This window comes from Burkholderia sp. BDU5, from assembly GCF_001522845.1.
GTDB lineage: Bacteria > Pseudomonadota > Gammaproteobacteria > Burkholderiales > Burkholderiaceae > Burkholderia > Burkholderia mayonis.
Window position 1 is genome coordinate 73,285 of the sequence record NZ_LOWC01000142.1, and the last position, 19,928, is coordinate 93,212.

General features: G+C 65.4%; 17 protein-coding genes. 16 read left to right on the forward strand and 1 reads right to left on the reverse strand.

Annotated features, from left to right (window positions below):
* The first annotated feature begins 26 nt into the window (after positions 1-26).
* The 9 genes from WS69_RS21550 (at position 27) to WS69_RS21595 (ending at position 9,018) form a co-directional block, all read left to right on the forward strand.
* The gene (locus WS69_RS21550; protein WP_059472709.1) at positions 27-380 is read left to right on the forward strand and encodes a YciI family protein; all 354 of its coding nucleotides are present in this window, start codon (positions 27-29) and stop codon (positions 378-380) included.
* A 416-nt stretch (positions 381-796) separates the two neighbouring features.
* A complete protein-coding gene (locus WS69_RS21555) occupies positions 797-1,210 on the forward strand; it encodes a YciI family protein (RefSeq protein WP_059472925.1) in 414 nt (137 codons plus the stop codon).
* Positions 1,211-1,231: 21 nt separating this feature from the next.
* On the forward strand, positions 1,232-1,771 hold the full coding sequence (locus WS69_RS21560; RefSeq protein WP_059472710.1) for an SRPBCC family protein: 540 nt from the start codon (positions 1,232-1,234) through the stop codon (positions 1,769-1,771).
* Positions 1,768-3,036, forward strand: a complete 1,269-nt coding sequence (locus WS69_RS21565) for an RNA polymerase sigma factor (protein ID WP_059472711.1) — start codon at positions 1,768-1,770, stop codon at positions 3,034-3,036. The genes WS69_RS21560 and WS69_RS21565 overlap by 4 nt, the downstream gene beginning before the upstream one ends.
* Positions 3,037-3,620: 584 nt before the next feature.
* Entirely contained in the window at positions 3,621-4,667 is a 1,047-nt protein-coding gene (locus WS69_RS21575) for an N-acetylmuramoyl-L-alanine amidase (protein ID WP_059472713.1), read from the forward strand.
* Positions 4,668-4,919: 252 nt separating this feature from the next.
* Positions 4,920-5,342: a rubrerythrin family protein gene (locus tag WS69_RS21580; RefSeq protein WP_010110230.1), complete on the forward strand. Its 423-nt coding sequence runs from the start codon at positions 4,920-4,922 to the stop codon at positions 5,340-5,342.
* A 134-nt stretch (positions 5,343-5,476) separates the two neighbouring features.
* Positions 5,477-6,814 (forward strand): heterodisulfide reductase-related iron-sulfur binding cluster, encoded by a 1,338-nt coding sequence (locus WS69_RS21585; protein WP_059472714.1) that lies wholly within the window; start codon positions 5,477-5,479, stop codon positions 6,812-6,814.
* A 28-nt stretch (positions 6,815-6,842) separates the two neighbouring features.
* On the forward strand, positions 6,843-7,424 hold the full coding sequence (locus WS69_RS21590) for a DUF3501 family protein (RefSeq protein WP_059472715.1): 582 nt from the start codon (positions 6,843-6,845) through the stop codon (positions 7,422-7,424).
* A 589-nt stretch (positions 7,425-8,013) separates the two neighbouring features.
* Positions 8,014-9,018: a transposase gene (locus WS69_RS21595; protein WP_059472716.1), complete on the forward strand. Its 1,005-nt coding sequence runs from the start codon at positions 8,014-8,016 to the stop codon at positions 9,016-9,018.
* 72 nt (positions 9,019-9,090) lie between these two features.
* On the opposite strand, the gene WS69_RS21600 is transcribed toward WS69_RS21595, so the two are convergent.
* Complete coding sequence (locus WS69_RS21600) at positions 9,091-10,602, reverse strand: mannose-1-phosphate guanylyltransferase/mannose-6-phosphate isomerase (protein WP_059472717.1); 1,512 nt, start codon at positions 10,600-10,602, stop codon at positions 9,091-9,093.
* Positions 10,603-11,030: 428 nt separating this feature from the next.
* On the opposite strand from WS69_RS21600, the gene WS69_RS21605 reads away from it, so the two are divergent.
* Genes WS69_RS21605 through WS69_RS21635 form a run of 7 tightly spaced genes read left to right on the forward strand, consistent with a single transcriptional unit; the run spans position 11,031 to position 19,926 of the window.
* On the forward strand, positions 11,031-12,413 hold the full coding sequence (locus tag WS69_RS21605; protein ID WP_059472718.1) for an undecaprenyl-phosphate glucose phosphotransferase: 1,383 nt from the start codon (positions 11,031-11,033) through the stop codon (positions 12,411-12,413).
* Between the two features lie 44 nt (positions 12,414-12,457).
* Positions 12,458-13,870 (forward strand): UDP-glucose dehydrogenase family protein, encoded by a 1,413-nt coding sequence (locus WS69_RS21610; RefSeq protein ID WP_059472719.1) that lies wholly within the window; start codon positions 12,458-12,460, stop codon positions 13,868-13,870.
* A gap of 20 nt (positions 13,871-13,890) precedes the next feature.
* Positions 13,891-14,325 carry a low molecular weight protein-tyrosine-phosphatase gene (locus tag WS69_RS21615; protein ID WP_059472720.1) on the forward strand — a complete coding sequence of 145 codons (435 nt, stop codon included), beginning with the start codon at positions 13,891-13,893 and terminating at the stop codon, positions 14,323-14,325.
* Positions 14,319-15,494 (forward strand): polysaccharide biosynthesis/export family protein, encoded by a 1,176-nt coding sequence (locus tag WS69_RS21620; RefSeq protein ID WP_059472721.1) that lies wholly within the window; start codon positions 14,319-14,321, stop codon positions 15,492-15,494. The genes WS69_RS21615 and WS69_RS21620 overlap by 7 nt, the downstream gene beginning before the upstream one ends.
* A 50-nt stretch (positions 15,495-15,544) precedes the next feature.
* Entirely contained in the window at positions 15,545-17,764 is a 2,220-nt protein-coding gene (locus WS69_RS21625) for a polysaccharide biosynthesis tyrosine autokinase (protein ID WP_059472722.1), read from the forward strand.
* Between the two features lie 31 nt (positions 17,765-17,795).
* Positions 17,796-18,743 (forward strand): glycosyltransferase family 2 protein, encoded by a 948-nt coding sequence (locus WS69_RS21630; protein ID WP_059472723.1) that lies wholly within the window; start codon positions 17,796-17,798, stop codon positions 18,741-18,743.
* A gap of 43 nt (positions 18,744-18,786) precedes the next feature.
* Positions 18,787-19,926, forward strand: coding sequence for a glycosyltransferase (locus WS69_RS21635; RefSeq protein ID WP_059472927.1), 1,140 nt, complete (start codon positions 18,787-18,789; stop codon positions 19,924-19,926).
* The last annotated feature ends 2 nt before the right edge of the window (positions 19,927-19,928 follow it).

The following is a 19,928-nucleotide window of genomic DNA, read 5'->3' on the forward strand; positions in this document are numbered from 1 at the left end:
CGGCATCGTCACAGGAGGTGACGCAAATGAGCTACATGTTGTTGATCATCGAACCGCGGGGCCAACGCACGGCACGCACGCGAGCCGAAGGCGAAATCCTGTACGAGCGGATGCGCCACTTCGCCGGCGAGCTTCAATCGCGCGGCGTGCTGATCGGCGCCGAATCGCTCGTGTCCGACGACAAGTCGACGCGCGTGCAGGTGCGCAACGGCGAAGTGCGTCTCGTCGACGGACCGTTCGCCGAAGCGAAGGAAATGGTCGGCGGCTTCTTCCTGCTCGACGTCGAGACGGAAGGCGAAGCGCTCGCAATCGCGAAGGGCTGCCCTGCTGCCGAGTGGTGCTCGGTCGAGGTGCGCGAGATCGGCCCGTGCTTCTCCTGAGCGGTTTCGCGTGAATCCGGCTGACGCCCGCCGGGCGTCGCGTATCGCATCGATCCAGGGTCCGTTCACGCTAAACGGGTTTGCGAACGTGCGCTGCGCGCCGCCTGCCAACGGGGCTTTCCGCGGGGCGCAGTGCAACGAGGGAGGCGCATCGTCTGGCCGGGCCAAACACCCCGAATTTCGCGGGATCGGCCGCCGGAAAGGCCGATCGCCGCGCCATGCCCGCTGCGAATACATCCCGTATTCGTTTTTGCGCTTGGCTTTTTGGGCGGCGAGTGCAAGCCCGTCATGCGCGTGAACCGGCGCTAGGGGTTTTCCCGGGTTCGACGCCCGGAATGTCGAGCGGCGATCGCATTGTCCGTCGTAGGGTCGGGATGCCGGATGAGGCGTCCGTCCATCTGCCAAAGGAGAGAGCGATGCGTTTCATGATCATGGTGAAGGCCAACGCGACGAGCGAGTCCGGTGCGATGCACGACGAATCCCTGATCGCCGCGATGGCGACCTATCACGAAGAACTGGCGAAGGCGGGCGTGCTGCTCGATGCGTCGGGGCTGCAGCCGTCGTCGAAGGGCTGGCGCGTTCGTTATTCGGGCGGCAAGCGCACCGTCGTCGACGGTCCGTTCACCGAAACGAAGGAACTGATCGCCGGCTATACGCTGATCCAGGTGCGGTCGCGCGACGAGGCGCTCGAATGGACCCGCCGTTTTCCCGCGCCGTTCGGCGAGCGCGAGGACGGCGAGATCGAAGTGCGGCAGCTGTTCGAGTTCGACGACTTCGAGCCGAGCGATGCGGTCGAGCGGTTCCGCGAGCTCGACAGCAAGCTCGGCTGACGCGAGCGAGAGGAGACGGCGATGGTCGAGATCGTGGTGATCGCCTGCGCGGCGGCGGTCGCGCTGGCGCTGCTGCTGATGCTGTATGCGGCGTCGCGGCCGGGCACGTTTCGCGTCGAGCGCAGCGCGCGGATCGATGCGAACGCCGAGCGCATCTTTCCATACGTGGCGGACCTGCACCGCTTCAATACGTGGAACCCATATGAGCGCAAGGATCCGGCGCTGCGCGGCGAATACGGCGCGGTGACGTCCGGTGTCGGCGCGAGCTATGCGTGGACGAGCGATAAGGTCGGCGTCGGGCGCTTCGAGATCACCGAGCTCGAAGCGCCGTCGCACGTGACGATGCGGCTCGATTTCGTGAAGCCGTTCGAGGCGCACGACGTCGCGGAATTCACGCTGCGGCCGGACGGCGACGCGACGGTCGTCACGTGGGCGATGCGCGGCCCGTCGCCGTTCCTGTCGAAGCTGATGCAGGTGTTCTTCAGCATCGACAAGATGATCGGTGCGGATTTCACCGCGGGGCTCGCGAACCTGAAGGCGCTCGCGGAAGGGCGCGCATGACGGACGCCGCCGTTCATCGCGCGATCGATGCCGTCTGGCGGATCGAGGCGGCAAGAATCATCGCGCACGTCGCGCGGCTCGTGCGCGACGTCGGCGCCGCCGAGGAGCTTGCGCAGGACGCGCTCGTCGCCGCGCTCGAGCACTGGCCGCGCGACGGCGTGCCGGAGAATCCGGGCGCATGGCTGATGACGGCCGCGAAGCGCCGCGCGCTCGATCACCTGCGACAGAACGCGCTGCATGCGCGCAAGCGCGAGCAGATCGGCCTCGATCTCGACGCGCTCGGCGCACACGTGGCGCCGGACGTCGTCGACGTGCTCGAAGCGGCGCGCGACGACGACATCGGCGACGATCTGCTGCGGCTCGTGTTCACTGCGTGCCATCCGGTGCTGTCGACCGACGCGCGCGTCGCGCTCACGCTGCGCCTGCTGGGCGGGCTGACGACGGGCGAGATCGCGCGCGCGTTCCTCACGCCCGAGCCGACGATCGCACAGCGGATCGTGCGCGCGAAGCGCACGTTGTCGGCGGCGAAGGTGCCGTTCGAGGTGCCGCGCGCGCCGGAGCGCGCGTCGCGGCTTGCTTCGGTGCTCGAAGTGATCTACCTGATCTTCAACGAAGGCTATTCGGCGACGGCCGGCGACGACTGGATGCGTCCCGCGCTGACCGACGAAGCGCTGCGGCTCGGACGCGTGCTCGCCGAGCTCGCGCCCGACGAGAGCGAAGTCCATGGACTCGTCGCGTTGATGGAAATCCAGGCGTCGCGGATGCATGCGCGCATCGATGCGCGAGGGCGTCCGGTGCTGCTGCTCGATCAGGACCGCAGCCACTGGGATCCGCTGCTGATCCGGCGAGGGTTCGCCGCCCTCGCGCGCTCGGAAGCGCTCGGCGGCGCGAGCGGCCCGTATGCGCTGCAGGCGGCGCTCGCCGCATGTCACGCGCGTGCGCGCAGCGCCGACGACACCGAGTGGGCGCAGATCGTCGCGCTTTACGATGCGCTCGCGCAAGTCGCGCCTTCGCCTGTTGTCGAGCTGAATCGCGCAGTCGCGGTCGGCATGGCGTTCGGGCCGGCGGCGGGGCTCGAAATCGTCGACGCGCTCGCCGCCGATCCGGCGCTCGCGCGCTACCACTGGCTGCCGAGCGTGCGCGGCGATCTGCTCGCGAAGCTCGGGCGGCGCGACGAGGCGCAGGCGGAGTTTCGGCGCGCGGCCGACATGACGCTCAATGCGCGCGAGCGCGAGATGCTGCTCGCGCGGGCGATGGAGCGATGATGCGTCGTGGGGCGATCTGGGCGGTCGGACTGGCGGACTGGCGGACTGGCGGATTGGCGGATTGGCGGATTGGCGGATTGGCGGATTGGCGGATTGCGCGTGCGTGAGGCGTCGTCGCCCGCGCGTTGCACCCCGGCATATGTCATGTTGCCGCGCGTGGCGTGTTTCGACATCGATCAGGAGGACGATGCGTATGCGAGTCGTTGCTCGTTGTCGTCATGCGTCGGGGCGGCGTCGTTTCGTTCCGACATGGCGACGCGCTTGACGTAGCCTCCCGCAAGCCGCAAGCCGCAAGCCGCAAGCCGCAAGCCGCAAGCCGCAAGCCGCAAGCCGCAAGCCGCAACCACACGCCACGCGTCGCCCGCGCGAAATATCGACACGCAGTGCATCTTCATCTTCACGCGGTCGCATCGTCGGCTTCGCTTCGAAGCTTTCCCGTTTTCCGCGAATACGTCGCACTCCGAATCGGAACTTGCGCTGCCTCGCCGACTCCCACGGTCGCGCGTCGCTTCATCGCGCAATTTACTCGCTCGGCGCATCGCGCCGATTCTCAATCGCAAGTTACGACTCTTACGGAAAAGGGTATGGCTGAAGAACAACAAGCGAAAATCATCAACGAGGGCAGGCGCGGTTTTCTCGCGCGTTCGTCGGCATGGCCGGTGGGAATGCTCATGCTGCCGCTCGCCGGTTGCGGCGATGGCGACGGCGTCGTGTCGTCCGCGCACGCGCAGGATGCGTCGCAGTCGTCCGGCGCGGCAGCCGGCGCGAGCTATACGATCGACCGCTCGATCCAGTCGCCGAATCAGGATTCGCGGGTGCGCACGCTCGTGCTGCACTACACGGCGCAGACGCTCGCGGATTCGTTGGCATCGCTGACCGATCCGCAACGGCAGGTCAGCTCGCATTATCTCGTGCCCGACGCGGCCGACGACGGCCAGCGCTTCAAGGTATTCGAGCTCGTGCCCGAGGCGCGCCGCGCATGGCATGCGGGCGTCAGCTATTGGCAGGGCGACCGGATGCTCAACGCGGGCTCGGTCGGCATCGAGATCGTCAATCTCGGTTTCCCGCCGGAAGACGAAAACCTGCCGCTGATGAACCGGCGCTGGTATCCGTATCCGGATGCGCAGGTCGCGGTGTTCGGCGCCCTCGCTGCCGACGTCGTCGCGCGGCATCAGGTGCTGCCGCAGAAGGTCGTCGGACACTCGGACATCGCGCCCGGCCGCAAGACCGATCCCGGGCCGCTGTTCCCGTGGAAGAAGCTCTACGATCAATATCGGATCGGCGCGTGGCCGGAGGCGGAAGCTGTCGATTACTACCGGACCAACCGGCCGTTCGCGGGCGACGTCGCGAGCCTGCAGTCGAAGCTGCTCGCGTACGGCTACGACACGCCGCAGACGGGCGCGCTCGACGCGCAGACGGTCAACGTCGTGTCGGCGTTCCAGATGCACTTCCGGCCGTCGCGTTACGACGGCGTGCCGGATGTCGAGACGGTTGCGATCCTCGATGCGCTGCTCGAGAAGTACTTCAACCGCAGTCGCTCGATCAGCAAGCAGGCGCTGCCGGGCGCGACCGCGCCGACGGGCGAGAAGGGCAGCGACGCGTGGCCGCTCGCGCCCGCGTCGCCGCGCTGACGCCGTAGGCGAGCGTGTGCCGCGCCGCAATGCGGCGCGGCATTGTCATCGTCATCGCCTGACCGCCGTCGCTGCCTCCCGCCATCGCCGCACTATCGACGACATTGAAAAAGCCTATTGGGGGATGCGCGCGAGAGCGCCTAGATTGAAATGCACGGTGCCCCAGCGGCGGCAGCCGAGCTGCGCATCGTTCCCCACAATCGTTCATCCGGCCCGCCGCCGCGCGCGCCGGCATGAGACACGGAGGCGCAGATGGCACAGCTCAAGGGCAGCAAGACCGAAGAGAACCTGAAGTACGCGTTCGCCGGCGAGTCGCAGGCGAATCGCCGCTACCTGTATTTCGCATCGAAGGCGGACGTAGAGGGACAGAACGATATCGCCGCATTGTTCCGTTCGACGGCCGAAGGCGAAACCGGCCACGCGCACGGCCACCTCGAGTATCTGGAAGCGGTCGGCGATCCGGCGACGGGCTTGCCGTTCGGCTCGTCCCGCCAGAACCTGCAATCGGCGATCGCGGGCGAGACGCACGAGTACACCGACATGTACCCTGGCATGGCGAAGACCGCGCGAGAAGAAGGCTTCGACGAAATCGCGAACTGGTTCGAGACGCTCGCGAAAGCGGAGCGCAGCCACGCGAATCGGTATACGAAGGCGCTCGACGCGCTCGTCGACTGAGCGCGCCGCTCGCCGGCGCGCGAGCGTTCGCTCCTCGTACCGTCAGCCGGAGGCGGCTGCGCGGGAGCGCGTGCGCGTCGCCGTGCGTTCCGGCACAACGCGCGCGGCCGCGCGCAACGTGATGGAGCTGCCCCATGTCCCACCGAGAAGGCAGTCTGGAGGCTCCCACCCGCCATCCGCTCGATTGGCGCTCGGACGCGTTCCACGATCAAGCCGCGATCGACGCCGAGCTTACCCGCGTGTTCGAGATCTGCGCCGGCTGCCGGCGCTGCGTGTCGCTGTGCGGCGCGTTTCCGACGCTGTTCGATCTCGTCGACGAGACCGAGACGGGCGAGGCGCATGCGGTCGATCCGAAATCGTTCGGCAAAGTCGTCGACCAGTGTTATCTGTGCGACCTCTGCTACATGACGAAATGCCCGTACGTGCCGCCGCATCCCTGGAACGTCGATTTCCCGCATCTGATGCTGCGTGCGAAGGCCGCGCGCTACAAGCGCAACGACGTCAAGCTGCGCGACAAGCTGCTGTCGAACACCGACATGCTCGGCTACTTCGCCGGCATTCCGATCGTCACGCAAGCCGTCAATGTCGCGAACCGCACGCCTCCCGTGCGCAGTGCGCTCGAAGCGACGCTCGGCGTCGATCGGCACGCGTGGCTGCCGCCGTTCGCGCCGCGCAAGTTCCGCCGCGCCGCGCAGCGCTCGCCCGGTCCGCTGCCGCGTGACGGCGAGCGCACGCCGGGGCGCGTCGCGATCTACGCGACCTGCTACGTGAACTACAACGAGCCGGGCATCGGCCACGATCTGCTCGCGGTGCTCGCGCACAACGACATTCCCTACGAGCTCGTCACGAGCGAAGCATGCTGCGGGATGCCGCTTCTCGAGCAGGGCAATCTGGAAGGCGTCGCGAGGAAGAAGGAGGCGAACATCGCGGTGCTCTCACGCTATGCGCACGAAGGCTATGCGCTGATCGGCGCGATTCCGAGCTGCGTGCTGATGTACAAGAGCGAGCTGCCGCTGATGTTTCCCGACGACCCCGACGTACGCGCGGTCGCCGACGCGTTCTGGGATCCGTTCGAATACGTGATCGCGCGCCATCGCGACGGCCTGCTGAAAACCGACTTCAAGCACGAACTCGGCACCGTGTCGTACCACGTGCCGTGCCATGCGCGCGTGCAGAACATCGGGCGCAAGACGGCCGACGCATTGTCGCTCGTGCCGGGTACGAAGGTGAACGTTGTCGAGCGCTGCTCGGGGCACGCGGGTACGTTCGGCGTGAAGAAGGAATTCCATGCGCAGGCGCTGAAGATCGGCGCGCCGGTGTTCAAGGCGATGGCGGAGCAGACGCCCGACTACATGTCGTCCGATTGCGCGCTCGCCGGACATCACATCGAAGAGGGGATCGGCGCGAAAGGCGTCGCGCCGCCTCCGCTCGTCCATCCGATCACGCTGCTGCGCAAGGCATACGGCATCTGAGCACGTCGTACCGAACGAGGAGCACGACATGACGCTCACCCGCGACTCGCTGTTGACGCTCGAAGCCTATGCGAAGGTGCGCCGGCAAGAACATGCACGTGTGATCGCACACAAGAAGCGCCGTGCGGTGTCGCTCGGCAATCACTTGCGCTTCCTGTTCGAGGACGAGACGACGATCCGCTATCAGATCCACGAGATGCTGCACATCGAGAAGATCTTCGACGAGGCGGGCATCTCGGGCGAGCTCGAAGCATATCTGCCGCTCGTACCCGACGGCAGCAATTTCAAAGCGACGATGCAGATCGAATACGAAAACGAAAAGGAGCGACGCGCGGCGCTGGCACGGCTCATCGGCATCGAAGATTGTGTATTCCTCGTCGTCGGCGATGAGACGCCCGTCTATGCGATTGCCGATGAAGATCTCGAGCGCGACACGGACGAGAAGACTTCCGCCGTGCACTTCGTGCGCTTCGAGCTGAGCGACGCGATGAAGGCGAAGCTCAAGGCGGGCGCGCCGCTGTCGATCGGATGCGACCATCCTAACTATCCGGTACAAACGATGCGGATCGACCCGGACGTCGCAGCGTCGCTCGCGAGCGACCTGGACTGAGCGGGCGAGCCAGTCCGGCACGCAGCCGACGGAGCTGGCATCGATCGCATTCAATCATTTATGAGATTGCGTGCAATGAAAAGTATAACGATTGAAAAAGGATTTAATTGCCGATCAATAAACAATTTGTCACGTATTTTCCATTTATTTACCGATGTTGCAACGACGTCGGAAAATGCTGCCGCACAGGGTCGGAGCTTGCGTCGTAGCCCGTTTGCAATGTATTTTTCACATTCCATTCAGCCTTTATGGGCGGGGCTTTCGAGCTGATCTAAATAAAAACATCATAAAAATAGAAATGAAATGCTGACCCTGCTTGACTACTATCTTGTTTCAGTGAGTAACATGACGCCGTTGTCATATTGAGATAAACCCTGATGATGGTATGCTTCATGCACAAAAAATATCGCATACGAGTGAGACAGTGGTTCGTGCGTCATCGTCGGGAGTCACGGCACCTTGTTTGTGCTTAGCGAACCGGCGTGCACAACCGAATAGCGTCCATGTGCAACCTGGCCGCGGTTGCGAGTGCGATTCGCTCGCGACCGTGCCGCCAATCGCAGCCCGGCCTGGCTGTGTGGAGAGATCTATGTTCTTCGATGAGCTAAACGATGAAGAGTGGGCCCGTCTGTCGACGTTGATCGCCGATGAACCCATCCGGCTGAACCGACGAGGCCGGCCGCGCGCAGAGAATCGGGTCGTCGCGAACGCGGTGCTTTGGATTCTTACCACGGGCGACCCGTGGTCGAAGCTGCCCGGCCGTTATCCATCCGGCCCGACGTGCCGACGCCGCTTCGAAGAATGGCTCGCGAGCGGTACGCTCGGCGAGATGGTGAAAGTGCTATCGGAAGAAAGCGGCCGTGCGTTCGCGTATGTGCCGCCGCCGCCGGAGCCTGTCGCGCTCGTTCGGCGTGCGGAGCCGCCCGCCGATTGCGATCGCCTGCGCGGGGTGTTCTGGCAAAACCCCGAGTCGTGGCAATTGCCGGTCGCTCAAGCCAGCGTTTGCCGTTCGGGCACGGGCGTGAACGTCAGACGCTTCACGAGCGACGAGGAGGGAGGCGAGCATCGCGACGTCGAGGCGTCGCATCACCACGGCTTCACGGCGCCGGGCGCGTCCGTACGCGACCATGGACATGGCAGGCCGCATCCCGCGTCGTTCAGCTTCGGGATGCATGCACCGCAAACCGAAACCTATCGCGGCTATACCGTGTACGGTATCGCGCAGCCCGTGCAGAACCTGATGTATCGGGCATGGGCCGAGATCGTGCAGGACGATCGGCGCGTCGAGCGTTCGGGACTCATTGGCCCGCGTTTCACGGATGCCGAATCGGCGGAGCAGTACGCGCTCGATTGGGCGCGCCAGTGGATTGACCGCCAATGCGCGGGCGGGCGGAATGCACGCGAGGCGCCGGCGCCTGCTGCCGAGCAGGCGAGCAAATCGGTGCCGACGATCGCCGGGCTGTCCGCGCTCGCGCTGGCCGAGACCAATATCAAGCACTTCGCGGCCGAACGGCGCCGCGCACTCGCAGACGGACGCGGCGATGCACCGCAAGTGCAGGTCGACCGGCGCGAGTACGCGTATCGCGTCGGTTGAATGCGGTCGTGCCGTTCGCCACGCGGCCTGCTTGCGCGCGGGCCGCGTGGCCGCTGCGGTGCGGCCGTTCCGTCAGTGTCGTCCATAGTTGTCTTCGAAGCGGACGATGTCGTCTTCCCCGAGATACGAGCCCGATTGCACTTCGATCAGTTCGAGCGGCATCTTGCCGGGATTCTCGAGCCGGTGCGATACGCCGAGCGGAATGTAGGTCGACTCGTTCTCCGACAGCAGGAATGTCTCGTCGCCGCGCGTGATTCGCGCGGTGCCGCGCACGACGATCCAGTGCTCGGCGCGGTGATGATGCATCTGCAGCGACAGGCGCGCGCCCGGCTTGACGACGATCCGCTTCACCTGGAAGCGCTCGCCGCTGTCGACCGAATCGTAGTTTCCCCACGGGCGATGCACCTTGCGGTGGTCGGACGCTTCCGGGCCGGACTCCGCCTTCAGGCGTCCGACGATTTTCTTTACGTCCTGCACGTGCGCGCGATCGGCGACTAGGATTGCATCGGGCGTTTCGACGACGACGAGATTCTGCGTGCCGACGCAGGCGATCAGGCGTCCTTCCGAATGCGCGAACGTCGACGACGCTTGCTCGAAGCATACGCGGCCACGCGCGACGTTGCCGTCGTCGTCCTTGTCGCTGATCTGCCAGAGCGCGTCCCACGAGCCGACGTCGGACCAGCCGGCGTCGAGCGGCACGACGACGCATTCGCAGACGGCGGGCAGGTTCGAAAGCGGTTCCATCACCGCATAGTCGATCGAGTTCGACGGCGACGCGGCGAAACTGTCGCGATCGACGCGGAAGAACGGACCGTCATCGCTGCCGAGCGCGACCGCGCGCGCGCATGCTTCGTGGATCGCGGGCTGGAAGTGGCGAATCGCCTTCAGCCATACCGATGCGCGGACGATGAAGATGCCGCTGTTCCACCAGTATTCGCCCGAGGCGACATATTGCTGGGCGAGTTCCAGGTGCGGCTTCTCGACGAAGCGGTCGAGCTTCCTGACCGCGACGCCGGGTTCCGCGTCGCTCGCGCCCGCGCCGACGCGGATGTAGCCGTAGCCCGTCTCGGCGTGCGTCGGCACGATGCCGAGCGTCGCGATCATGCCTTGTTCGGCGTAGCGCACGCCGGCTGCGACCGCTTGCTGGAAACGCGCGACGTCGGCGACCGCGTGGTCGGCCGGCATTACGGTCAGCACCGGGTCGTCGCTGTCCGCGACCGCGCGTAGCGCGGCGATCGTCAGCGCCGGCGCGGTGTCGCGGCCGAGCGGCTCGAGCACGAGCGTCGCGTCCTTGCCCGCGAGTCGCAGTTGCTCGGCGGTCGTGAAGCGGTGTTCTTCTCCGCACACGATGATCATTCGTTCGGATACCGGATGACTGGTCGACAGACCGTCGAGGCGGCGCGCGGTCGATTGCAGCAGCGACTCGTCGCCGAGCAGATTGATCAATTGTTTCGGATGGCGCTCGCGCGACATCGGCCAGAGCCGCGTGCCCGAGCCTCCGGCCAGCACGACGGGTTGCACGGAAAGGTGCGTGCCGGCGGCGACGCAAGCGGGACGGGCGTCGGTGGCGAGCGTGGTGTTCATGATGACACTCCTCGAGTACAAGACTGTCCCGACGTTGTAGCACGACGTAAATCGACAATAAAAGAATCGTGCGGACACGCTCGATTGGCAGCTTGCTGTCGTGAGGTGCACGCAAATTGCATGGGATGCGTGCGAAGTAATGAATAAAAAATTAAAAAAATATTGGGTTCCAACCCGTCAAAGCCTTGTAGGTAAAGGCTTTCGGCGGCATGTTCGTCTCTTCTGGTTGTCTATCGAGGTGATTGCTTCGGCAAAATATTCTGATTGATTATCGTCGTGTCCCTGAAAAAATTTCCGATTATTTTTAGAAATACTTGTGCGCTTGCGGGAGGGATTTTCTTCCCGGTTCAATAACGGCATGCAATGTTTAAATCGGATGCACATCGACGGGATGTGTGCGGCCGGTTTCCGTCTCACGAGGAAGAACCATGCTGAGCGTACTGGCTAGGATGATCGATATCGCGATGGCCGTGGCAGGCGCATTGATCGCCGCCATGATTCATCGCGGCGGCTTCGTGTGGCTCGACGACCTGCGGCGCACCGTCGTCGTGTTCGACTGCATGCTCGTCATCGTGTTCTTCCCGGCGTTCGGCATTTACCAGTCGTGGCGCGGCAAGCCGGTGTTCGGGCTTATGTGGCGCGTGTCGGTCGCGTGGCTCGTCGTCGAGCTGGCGGGAATCCTGATGAGCTTCAGCGTCCATCACGCGGGCGCTCTGTCGCGCCTGTGGCTCGGCTACTGGGCGATGACGACGATCACGCTGCTCGTCGCATCGAAGGCCGGCGTGTACGCGGTGCTGCGGCAACTGCGGCGCGGCGGCTTCAATCACAAGTCGGTCGCGATCGTCGGCAGCGCGGACGCGACCGCGACGAAGCGCCTCGTCGCCCACATGCGAGCGCGTCCGGATGCGGGTTTCAATCCAGTGTGCATCTACGACGGACGCAGCGACGCGGCGACGGCCGAACTCGACGGCATCGCGATCGAGCGCCGCTTCGGCGACCTCGTGCGCCGTGTGCGCAGCCGCGAGATCGGCGAGCTGTGGCTCGTGCTGCCGCTTTCCGAGGAGCCGCAGATTCACCGGATCGTCACCGAGTTCAGAAACGATTTCGTCAACATTCGATTCGTGCCGGACGTGCGCAGCCTGTCGTTTTTCAATCAGGAAGTCATCGAACTGCTCGGCGTGCCCGCGATCAATCTCGCCGCGTCGCCGATCGGCGACGTTCGGATCCTGCCGAAGTTCGTGTTTGACCGGCTGTTCGCGCTTGCTGCGCTCGCGATGCTGGCGCCCGCGATGCTCGTGATCGCGGCGCTCGTCAAGCTGACGTCGCCCGGCCCGGTGTTCTTCCGGCAAAAGCGCAAGGGCATCGACGGCAACGAATTCGAGATCTACAAGTTCCGTTCGATGAAGGTGCATCACGAGGCGGAGGGGAAGGTCACGCAGGCGAGGAAGAACGATTCGCGCGTGACGTCCGTCGGTCGCTTCCTGCGCCGCACGAGCCTCGACGAACTGCCGCAGTTCATCAACGTGCTGAAGGGCGAGATGTCGGTGGTCGGTCCGCGTCCGCATGCGCTCGAGCACGACGACATCTACAAGGATCTCGTCAAGGGCTACATGTTCCGCTACCGGATCAAGCCGGGCATCACGGGCTGGGCGCAGATCAACGGCTTTCGCGGCGAAACCGATCGCATCGAGAAGATGATGGGCCGCGTGAAACTCGATCTGTACTACATGCAGAACTGGTCGTTCTGGCTCGACATCAAGATCGTCGCGCTGACGCTGTGGAAGGGCTTCACCGGCAGCAACGCGTACTGAGCGCGGCAACGCGTTTCCGACTCACTGGGTAAGAGGTTCGACAGATGAATCTGACTATCATCGGCAGCGGTTATGTGGGGCTCGTCACGGGCGCTTGTCTCGCCGACATCGGCCACGATGTGTTCTGTCTCGACGTCGATCGGAAAAAGATCGACGTACTGAACGGCGGCGGCGTGCCGATACACGAGCCGGGCCTTGCCGAGATCATCGCGCGCAATCGCGCGGCGGGCCGGCTGCAGTTCTCGACCGATGTCGAGGCGGCCGTCGCGCACGGCGACGTGCAATTCATCGCGGTCGGCACGCCGCCCGACGAGGACGGCTCTGCGGATCTCCAATACGTGCTCGCGGCCGCGCGGAACATCGGCCGCTACATGAAGGGCTTCAAGGTGATCGTCGACAAGTCGACGGTGCCCGTCGGCACGGCCGAGCGCGTGCGCGCGGCGGTCGCCGACGAACTGAAGGCGCGCGGCGACGACTCGATGTTCTCGGTCGTGTCGAATCCGGAGTTCCTGAAGGAAGGCGCGGCGGTCGAGGACTTCACGCGGCCGGATCGGATCGTGATCGGCTGTGACGACGACGTGCCCGGCGAGCGCGCGCGCGAGCTGATGAAGAAGCTCTATGCGCCGTTCAACCGCAATCACGAGCGCACGCTGTACATGGACGTGCGCTCGGCGGAGTTCACGAAATACGCGGCGAACGCGATGCTCGCGACGCGCATCTCGTTCATGAACGAGCTCGCGAATCTGGCGGACCGCTTCGGCGCCGACATCGAAGCAGTGCGGCGCGGGATCGGCTCCGATCCGCGGATCGGCTATCACTTCTTGTATGCGGGCTGCGGCTATGGCGGCTCCTGCTTTCCGAAGGACGTCGAAGCGTTGATCCGCACGGCGGCCGAGCACGGGCAGGCGCTGCGCGTGCTGCAGGCGGTGTCGGCCGTCAACGACGAACAGAAACGCGTGCTCGCGCAGAAGGTCGTCGCGCGTTTCGGCGAGGACCTGACCGGCCTTCGCTTCGGCGTCTGGGGTCTCGCATTCAAGCCGAACACCGACGACATGCGCGAAGCGCCGAGCCGCGCGCTGATCGCCGAGTTGCTGTCGCGCGGCGCTCACGTCACTGCGTACGACCCGGTCGCACAGGCGGAAGCGCAGCGTGTGCTCGCGCTCGACTTGGGCGATCGTCAGGACGCGCTCGCGCGACTAGCGTTTGCCGACGACGAGGCGCAAGTCGCGCAGGACGCGGACGCGCTCGTGATCGTCACCGAATGGAAGGCGTTCAAGAGCCCGGATTTCGTCGCGCTCGGCAAGCGCTGGAAAACACCCGTGATTTTCGACGGACGCAACCTGTACGAGCCGATCGCGATGCGCGAGCTCGGCATCGAGTATTACCCGATCGGACGGCCGGGCGCCGCATCGCGCGCGGCGGCGAGCGACAAGCGCGCCGCGCGCGCCAGAGCGTGAGTGACAACGCGAGTTCGACCATGTTCCGCAATATTCTGATCGTATGCCATGCGAACGTGTGCCGAAGCCCGGCCGCGGAGCTGCTGTTCAAGTCGATGGCGTCGCGCGCCGCGCTCGCATTCCACTCGGCGGGCATCGATGCGAACGACGGCGACGGCATCGATCCGACGATGTCGCGCCTGTTGGCGGAGCGCGGCGTCGACGCCGCGCCGCACCGTTCGCGGCGCTTGAATCGAGCGCTCATGCGTGCGGCGGATCTCGTTCTCGTCACCGAGCGCCGGCAGATCGCCGACGTCGAATCGCTCGATCCGGTCGCGCGCGGCAAGGTGCATCTGCTCGGCAAATGGGAGGACACCGAGATCGCCGATCCCTACGGCGGTCCCGAGGTCGATTATCGACAGAGCTACACATTGATCGAACGTCTGGTTCAAGGATGGTTGCAAAAGATATGCTGAATCGTTCGCTTAAACCCATGGCGCTCGCCGTCGCGTTCGCATCGTTGCTGCAGGCGTGCTCAATGGCGCCAGGCAACTATATGGATACGTCGCGCCTCGAAGACAAGGATGCGCAACCGACCGAGCACTACAACGTGCAGCTCATCACCGCGCAGCTGGTCGTTTCGCAGGCCGAAGCGCAGCGCAAGGATCAGCCGCTGCCGCCGTCGAACTACACCGATCCGGCGCAGTACGTGTACCGGATCGCGCCGCAGGACATTCTCGGCGTCACCGTCTGGGATCACCCAGAGCTGACGACGCCGCAAGGTCAGTCGTTCTCGAGCGGCGGCAACACGACGCAGACGGTCGCGGGCGCGCTGCAGCAACCGTATACGAATGCACTGCCCGGACAGGCCGATCCGTACGGGCAGACGGTGGGCGCGGACGGCACGATCTACTTTCCGTTCGTCGGCCGCCTTCGGGCGGTCGGCAAGACGGTTGGCCAGGTGCGCGACGAACTCTCCGCGCGGCTCGCGCGCTACGTGAAGAACCCGCAGGTCGACGTGCGCGTGCTGTCGTACCGCAGTCAGAAGGTGCAGGTGACGGGCGAAGTGAAGACGCCCGGTCCGCTCGCGATCACCGACGTGCCGATCACGCTCGTCGACGCGATCACGCGCTCGGGCGGCTCGACCAACGAGGCCGACCTGCAGCGGGTGCGCCTCACGCGCGACGGCAAGTTCTACCAGCTCGACGCGAATGGAATGCTCGATCGCGGCGACGTCACGCAGAACGTGATGCTGCAGCCGGGCGATATCGTCAACGTGCCGGACCGCAGCGACAGCCGCGTGTTCGTGATGGGCGAAGTGAAGACGCCCGCGACGGTGCCGATGCTCAAGGGCCGCCTGACGATCGCCGATGCGCTGACGGCAGGCGGCGGAATTCTCGATACCGACGCGAACCCGCGCCAGATTTACGTGCTGCGCGACCTGAAGGACAAACCGAATACGCCCGACATCTTCCGTCTCGACATGACGCAGCCAGACGCGCTGATGCTGTCGAGCCGCTTTCAGCTGAAGCCGCTCGATGTCGTCTATGTCGGCACGACCGAGTCGGTGCGCTTCAACCGTCTGCTCCAGCAGGTGTTTCCGACGATCCAGTCGATTTATTACATGAAGCAGATCACGCGCTGATCGGTCCCGGGCCGTCGCGCGCGGCCCGCCTCAACCTCAAGCGGGAATGCATGGTGAATACGCAAGCGAAACATCCTTATGCCGACCTCGTGGTGAAGACCGACGAGGAAGACGTCGTCCTGGGCCAGTTGATCCAGGTGATTCTCGACGATATCTGGCTGCTTCTCGGCATCGCGCTTTTCGTGATCGCGCTCGCCGGGCTCTACTGCTATGTCGCGAAGCCGGTGTATTCGGCCGACGCGCAGGTTCGCGTCGAGGCGAGCGACAACACGTCGCAAGCGCTCACGCAGACGCAGACGGGCGCCGTCATCAACAGCGGCCCGGCGACGCCGCCGACCGATGCGGAAATCGAGATCATCAAGAGCCGCGGCGTCGTCGCGCCGGTCGTCGAGCAGTTCAAGCTGAACTCGTCGGTCACGCCGGACACATTTCCGATTCTCGGCGCGATCGCCGCGCGGCTCGCGACGCCGGGGCAACTGGCGAAGCCGTGGCTCGGGCTGTCGTCGTATGCATGGGGCGGCGAGGAGGCGGACGTCGATTCGATCAATGTGACGCCCGCGCTCGAAGGCAAGAAGCTGACGCTGACGGCAGGCGCGGGAGGCGACTACTCGCTCGCCGATCCGGACGGCAACCTGCTGTTGCGCGGCAAGGTTGGCGAGAATGAGCAGGGTGGCGGTGCGACGATCAGCGTGTCGAAGCTCGTCGCGCGCCCCGGCACGCGCTTCACGGTGATCCGGCAGAACGATCTCGATGCGATCACCGGATTCCAGTCGGCGATTCAAGTGGCCGAGCAGGGCAAGCAGACGGGCGTGATCCAGATCTCGCTAGAAGGAAAGGATCCCGAGCTAACTGCGCTGATCGCAAACGCGCTTGCGCAGTCGTACCTGCACCAGCACATCACGAGCAAGCAGGCCGAAGCGACGAAAATGCTCGAATTCCTGAAGAATGAGGAGCCGCGCCTGAAATCGGACCTCGAGCGCGCGGAGGCGGAGCTCACCGAATATCAGCGCACGTCGGGCTCGATCAACGCGAGCGACGAAGCGAAGGTCTATCTCGAAGGCAGTGTCCAGTACGAGCAGCAGATCGCCGCGCAGCGGCTGCAGCTCGCGGCGCTCTCGCAGCGCTACACGGAAGAGCATCCGCTCGTCGTCGCGGCGAAGCAGCAGCTCGCGCAGCTCGAGGCGGAGCGCGCGAAGTACGACGGCAAGTTCCGCGGGTTGCCGGCGACCGAAGTGAAGGCGGTCGCGCTGCAGCGCAACGCGAAGGTCGCGGAAGACATCTACGTGCTGCTGCTCAATCGCGTACAGGAGCTGTCGGTGCAGAAGGCCGGCACGGGCGGCAACATCCGCCTCGTCGACGCGGCGCTGCGCCCGGGCGTGCCGGTGAAGCCGAAGAAGGTGCTGATCCTGTCGGCGGCGACGCTGCTCGGCCTGATCCTCGGCACGAGCGTCGTGTTCATGCGCCGCAACCTGTTCCATGGCATCGAGGATCCGGATCGCGTCGAGCGCGTATTCAACCTGCCACTGTACGGCCTCGTACCGGTGAGCGCCGAGCAGACGCGCTTCGACGCCGCCGACAAGGGCAATCGCGTGCGGCCGATCCTCGCATGTGCGCGGCCGAAGGATCCGAGCGTCGAAAGCCTGCGCAGCCTGCGCACCGCGATGCAGTTCGCGCTGATGAACGCAAAGAATCGCGTGGTCGTGCTGACGAGCCCGACGCCCGGCGTCGGCAAGAGCTTCCTCGCCGTCAACCTCGCCTCGCTCGTCGCACATTCGGGCAAGCGCGTGCTGCTGATCGACGCCGACATGCGGCGCGGTTCGCTCGATCACTATTTCGGCACAGGCGTGAAGAACGGTCTGTCGGAACTGCTGAGCGATCAGGCCGCGCTCGGAGAGGCGATCCGCGATACGTCGGTGCCGGGGCTGTCGTTCATCCCGTCGGGCTCGCGTCCGCCGAATCCGTCGGAACTGCTGATGTCGCCGCGACTGTCTCAATACCTCGACGGCCTCGCGAAGCGCTATGACGCGGTGATCGTCGATTCGCCGCCGATCTTAGCCGTCACCGACGCGACGATCTTCGGCGAGCTCGCCGGCTCGACGTTCCTCGTGCTGCGCTCCGGCATGCATACCGAGGGCGAGATCGGCGATGCGATCAAGCGACTGCGTACCGCGGGCGTGCAGTTGCAAGGCGGGATCTTCAACGGCGTGCCGGCGCGCACCCGCGGCTACGGTCGCGGCTATGCGGCCGTGCACGAATATCTGAGCGCGTGACGCGGACCCTGCTTCGATCGACGAGGTGACGATGAAAATTTCCGTACTCGTGCCGACTTACCGGCGTCCCGCGGATCTCGCGCGCTGCCTGATCGCGTTGCAGCGGCAGCGCGTGGCGCCCGAAGAAGTGATCGTCGTCGCGCGCCCCGACGACGATGCGACCCACGAGCGGCTCGCCGATCCGGGCGTATGCGGCGCGCTTGCACTGCGGATCGTCACGGTCGACGTACCGGGGCAAGTGGCGGCGCTCAATCGCGGCCTCGACGCCGCGCGCGGCGACGTGATCGCGATCACCGACGACGATGCCGCGCCGCGCGTCGACTGGCTAGAACGGATCGGCGCGATATTTGACGCCGATCCGCGCGTCGGCGCGGTGGGCGGCCGCGACTGGGTGCACGAGAAAGGCCGGCTGCTCGACGGCGAGCAGGCGCTCGTCGGCCGGCTCACCGTGTCGGGCAAGATCATCGGCAATCACCATCTGGGCGTCGGCGGCGCACGCGAAGTCGACACGCTGAAGGGCGCGAACATGAGCTATCGCCGCGCGGCGATCGAAGGGCTGCGCTTCGACATGCGTCTGCGCGGCGCGGGAGCGCAGACACACAACGACACGTTGTTCAGCATGTGCGTGAAGCGCGCGGGCTGGAAGCTCGTCTACGACCCGGCCGTCGCAGTGGACCATTATCCGGCCGAGCGCTTCGACGACGATCGGCGCGACGCCGCGTCGATGGCCGCGCTGTCGAACGCCGCGTACAACCTGCATCTGACCTTGCGCGAGCATCTGCCGCCCATGCGGCGCGTGATCGCGTGGTGGTGGTGGACGCTCGTCGGCACGCGCGCGTATCCGGGCTTCGTGCATGTCGTGCTGACCGTCGCCGCGAAGAACGGCGCGAGCATGCGCGTGCGTTGGCGCGCGGTGCGGCGCGGTGCGCACGATGCGCGGCGCATGGCGTCCGAGCCGCATGTCGGCGCCGCGCGATGAGCGACGCATTGCAGATTCATTTGATTCGGGCTGGAGTTTTCGCATGACCGCCGCAAAGGTTCACGTTCATCTGTTTTACGGCGCCGATCCGCGCACCTATCGCAACGGCGACGAAATCGGCTGCCTGTATGGCTATCACCATGCGGAGTCCGAAGAGTTCGCACTGACGTATTCGCACGACGCGCGCGAGAGCCGGCTCGTCGGCGTCGGCCGCCGCGCGCTGAAATACGTGCTCGGCTTCGATCTGATGCATGCGTGGCGCAACCGGGCCGCGCTGCTCGATTCGGATGTGATCTGGACGCACACCGAGCATGAGCATCTCGCGGCGTCACTCGTGCTGAAGCTGTCGGGCGCGCGCGGCGCGAAGCCGCTGCTGCTTGCGCAAAGCGTGTGGCTTCTCGACAAGTGGCCCGGCTATGGCGCGGTGCGCCGCTGGGCATATCGGAAGCTGCTCGGCCGCGCGGACGTGCTGACGACGCTTGCGCGCGACAACGCCGAACTGTGCCGCCGCTATCTGCGGCGCGATGCGTTGCAGGTGTATTACGGGCTGAACACGCAGGATTTCCCGATGCGCATGCCGGACGCATGGTCGCCGCATCGGCCGCTGCGCATCGCGGCGATCGGCAACGATCGCGATCGCGACTGGAAGACGTTCGTCACTGCGTTCGGCGGCGACGCGCGCTATGACGTGCGTCTCGCGACGCGTCGCCGGATTCCGCGTGCGCTGCATGCGCCGAACGTCGAGATCGCATCCGTGTCGGGCATCGCGAGGCAGCGCGAACTATACGACTGGGCGGACCTGATCGTCGTGCCGCTGCGACCGAATCACCACGCGTCGGGCATCACGGTGATGCTCGAGGCGGCGGCGGCCGGCAAGCCGATGATCGTCAGCGACGTCGGCGGGCTGCGCGATTATTTCCCTCACGGCACGGCGACCTACGTGCAGCCGTTCGACGTGAGCGCGCTGCGACGCGCGGCCGACGCGCTCGCCGCGCGGCCCGATCAGGCGCTCGCACGCGCGCAGGCGGCCGCACGTCGGCTGCAGGAAAGCGATCTGACGACGCAGCAATTCGCCGCGCAGCACATGCGGATCACGCGCGATCTGTTGACGCGCCGCCGTGCGCATGCGGCGGCGAAGGCTGCACTGCCGTTCGCGGATTCGCGTTCGCGCTCGAACGGATGAGG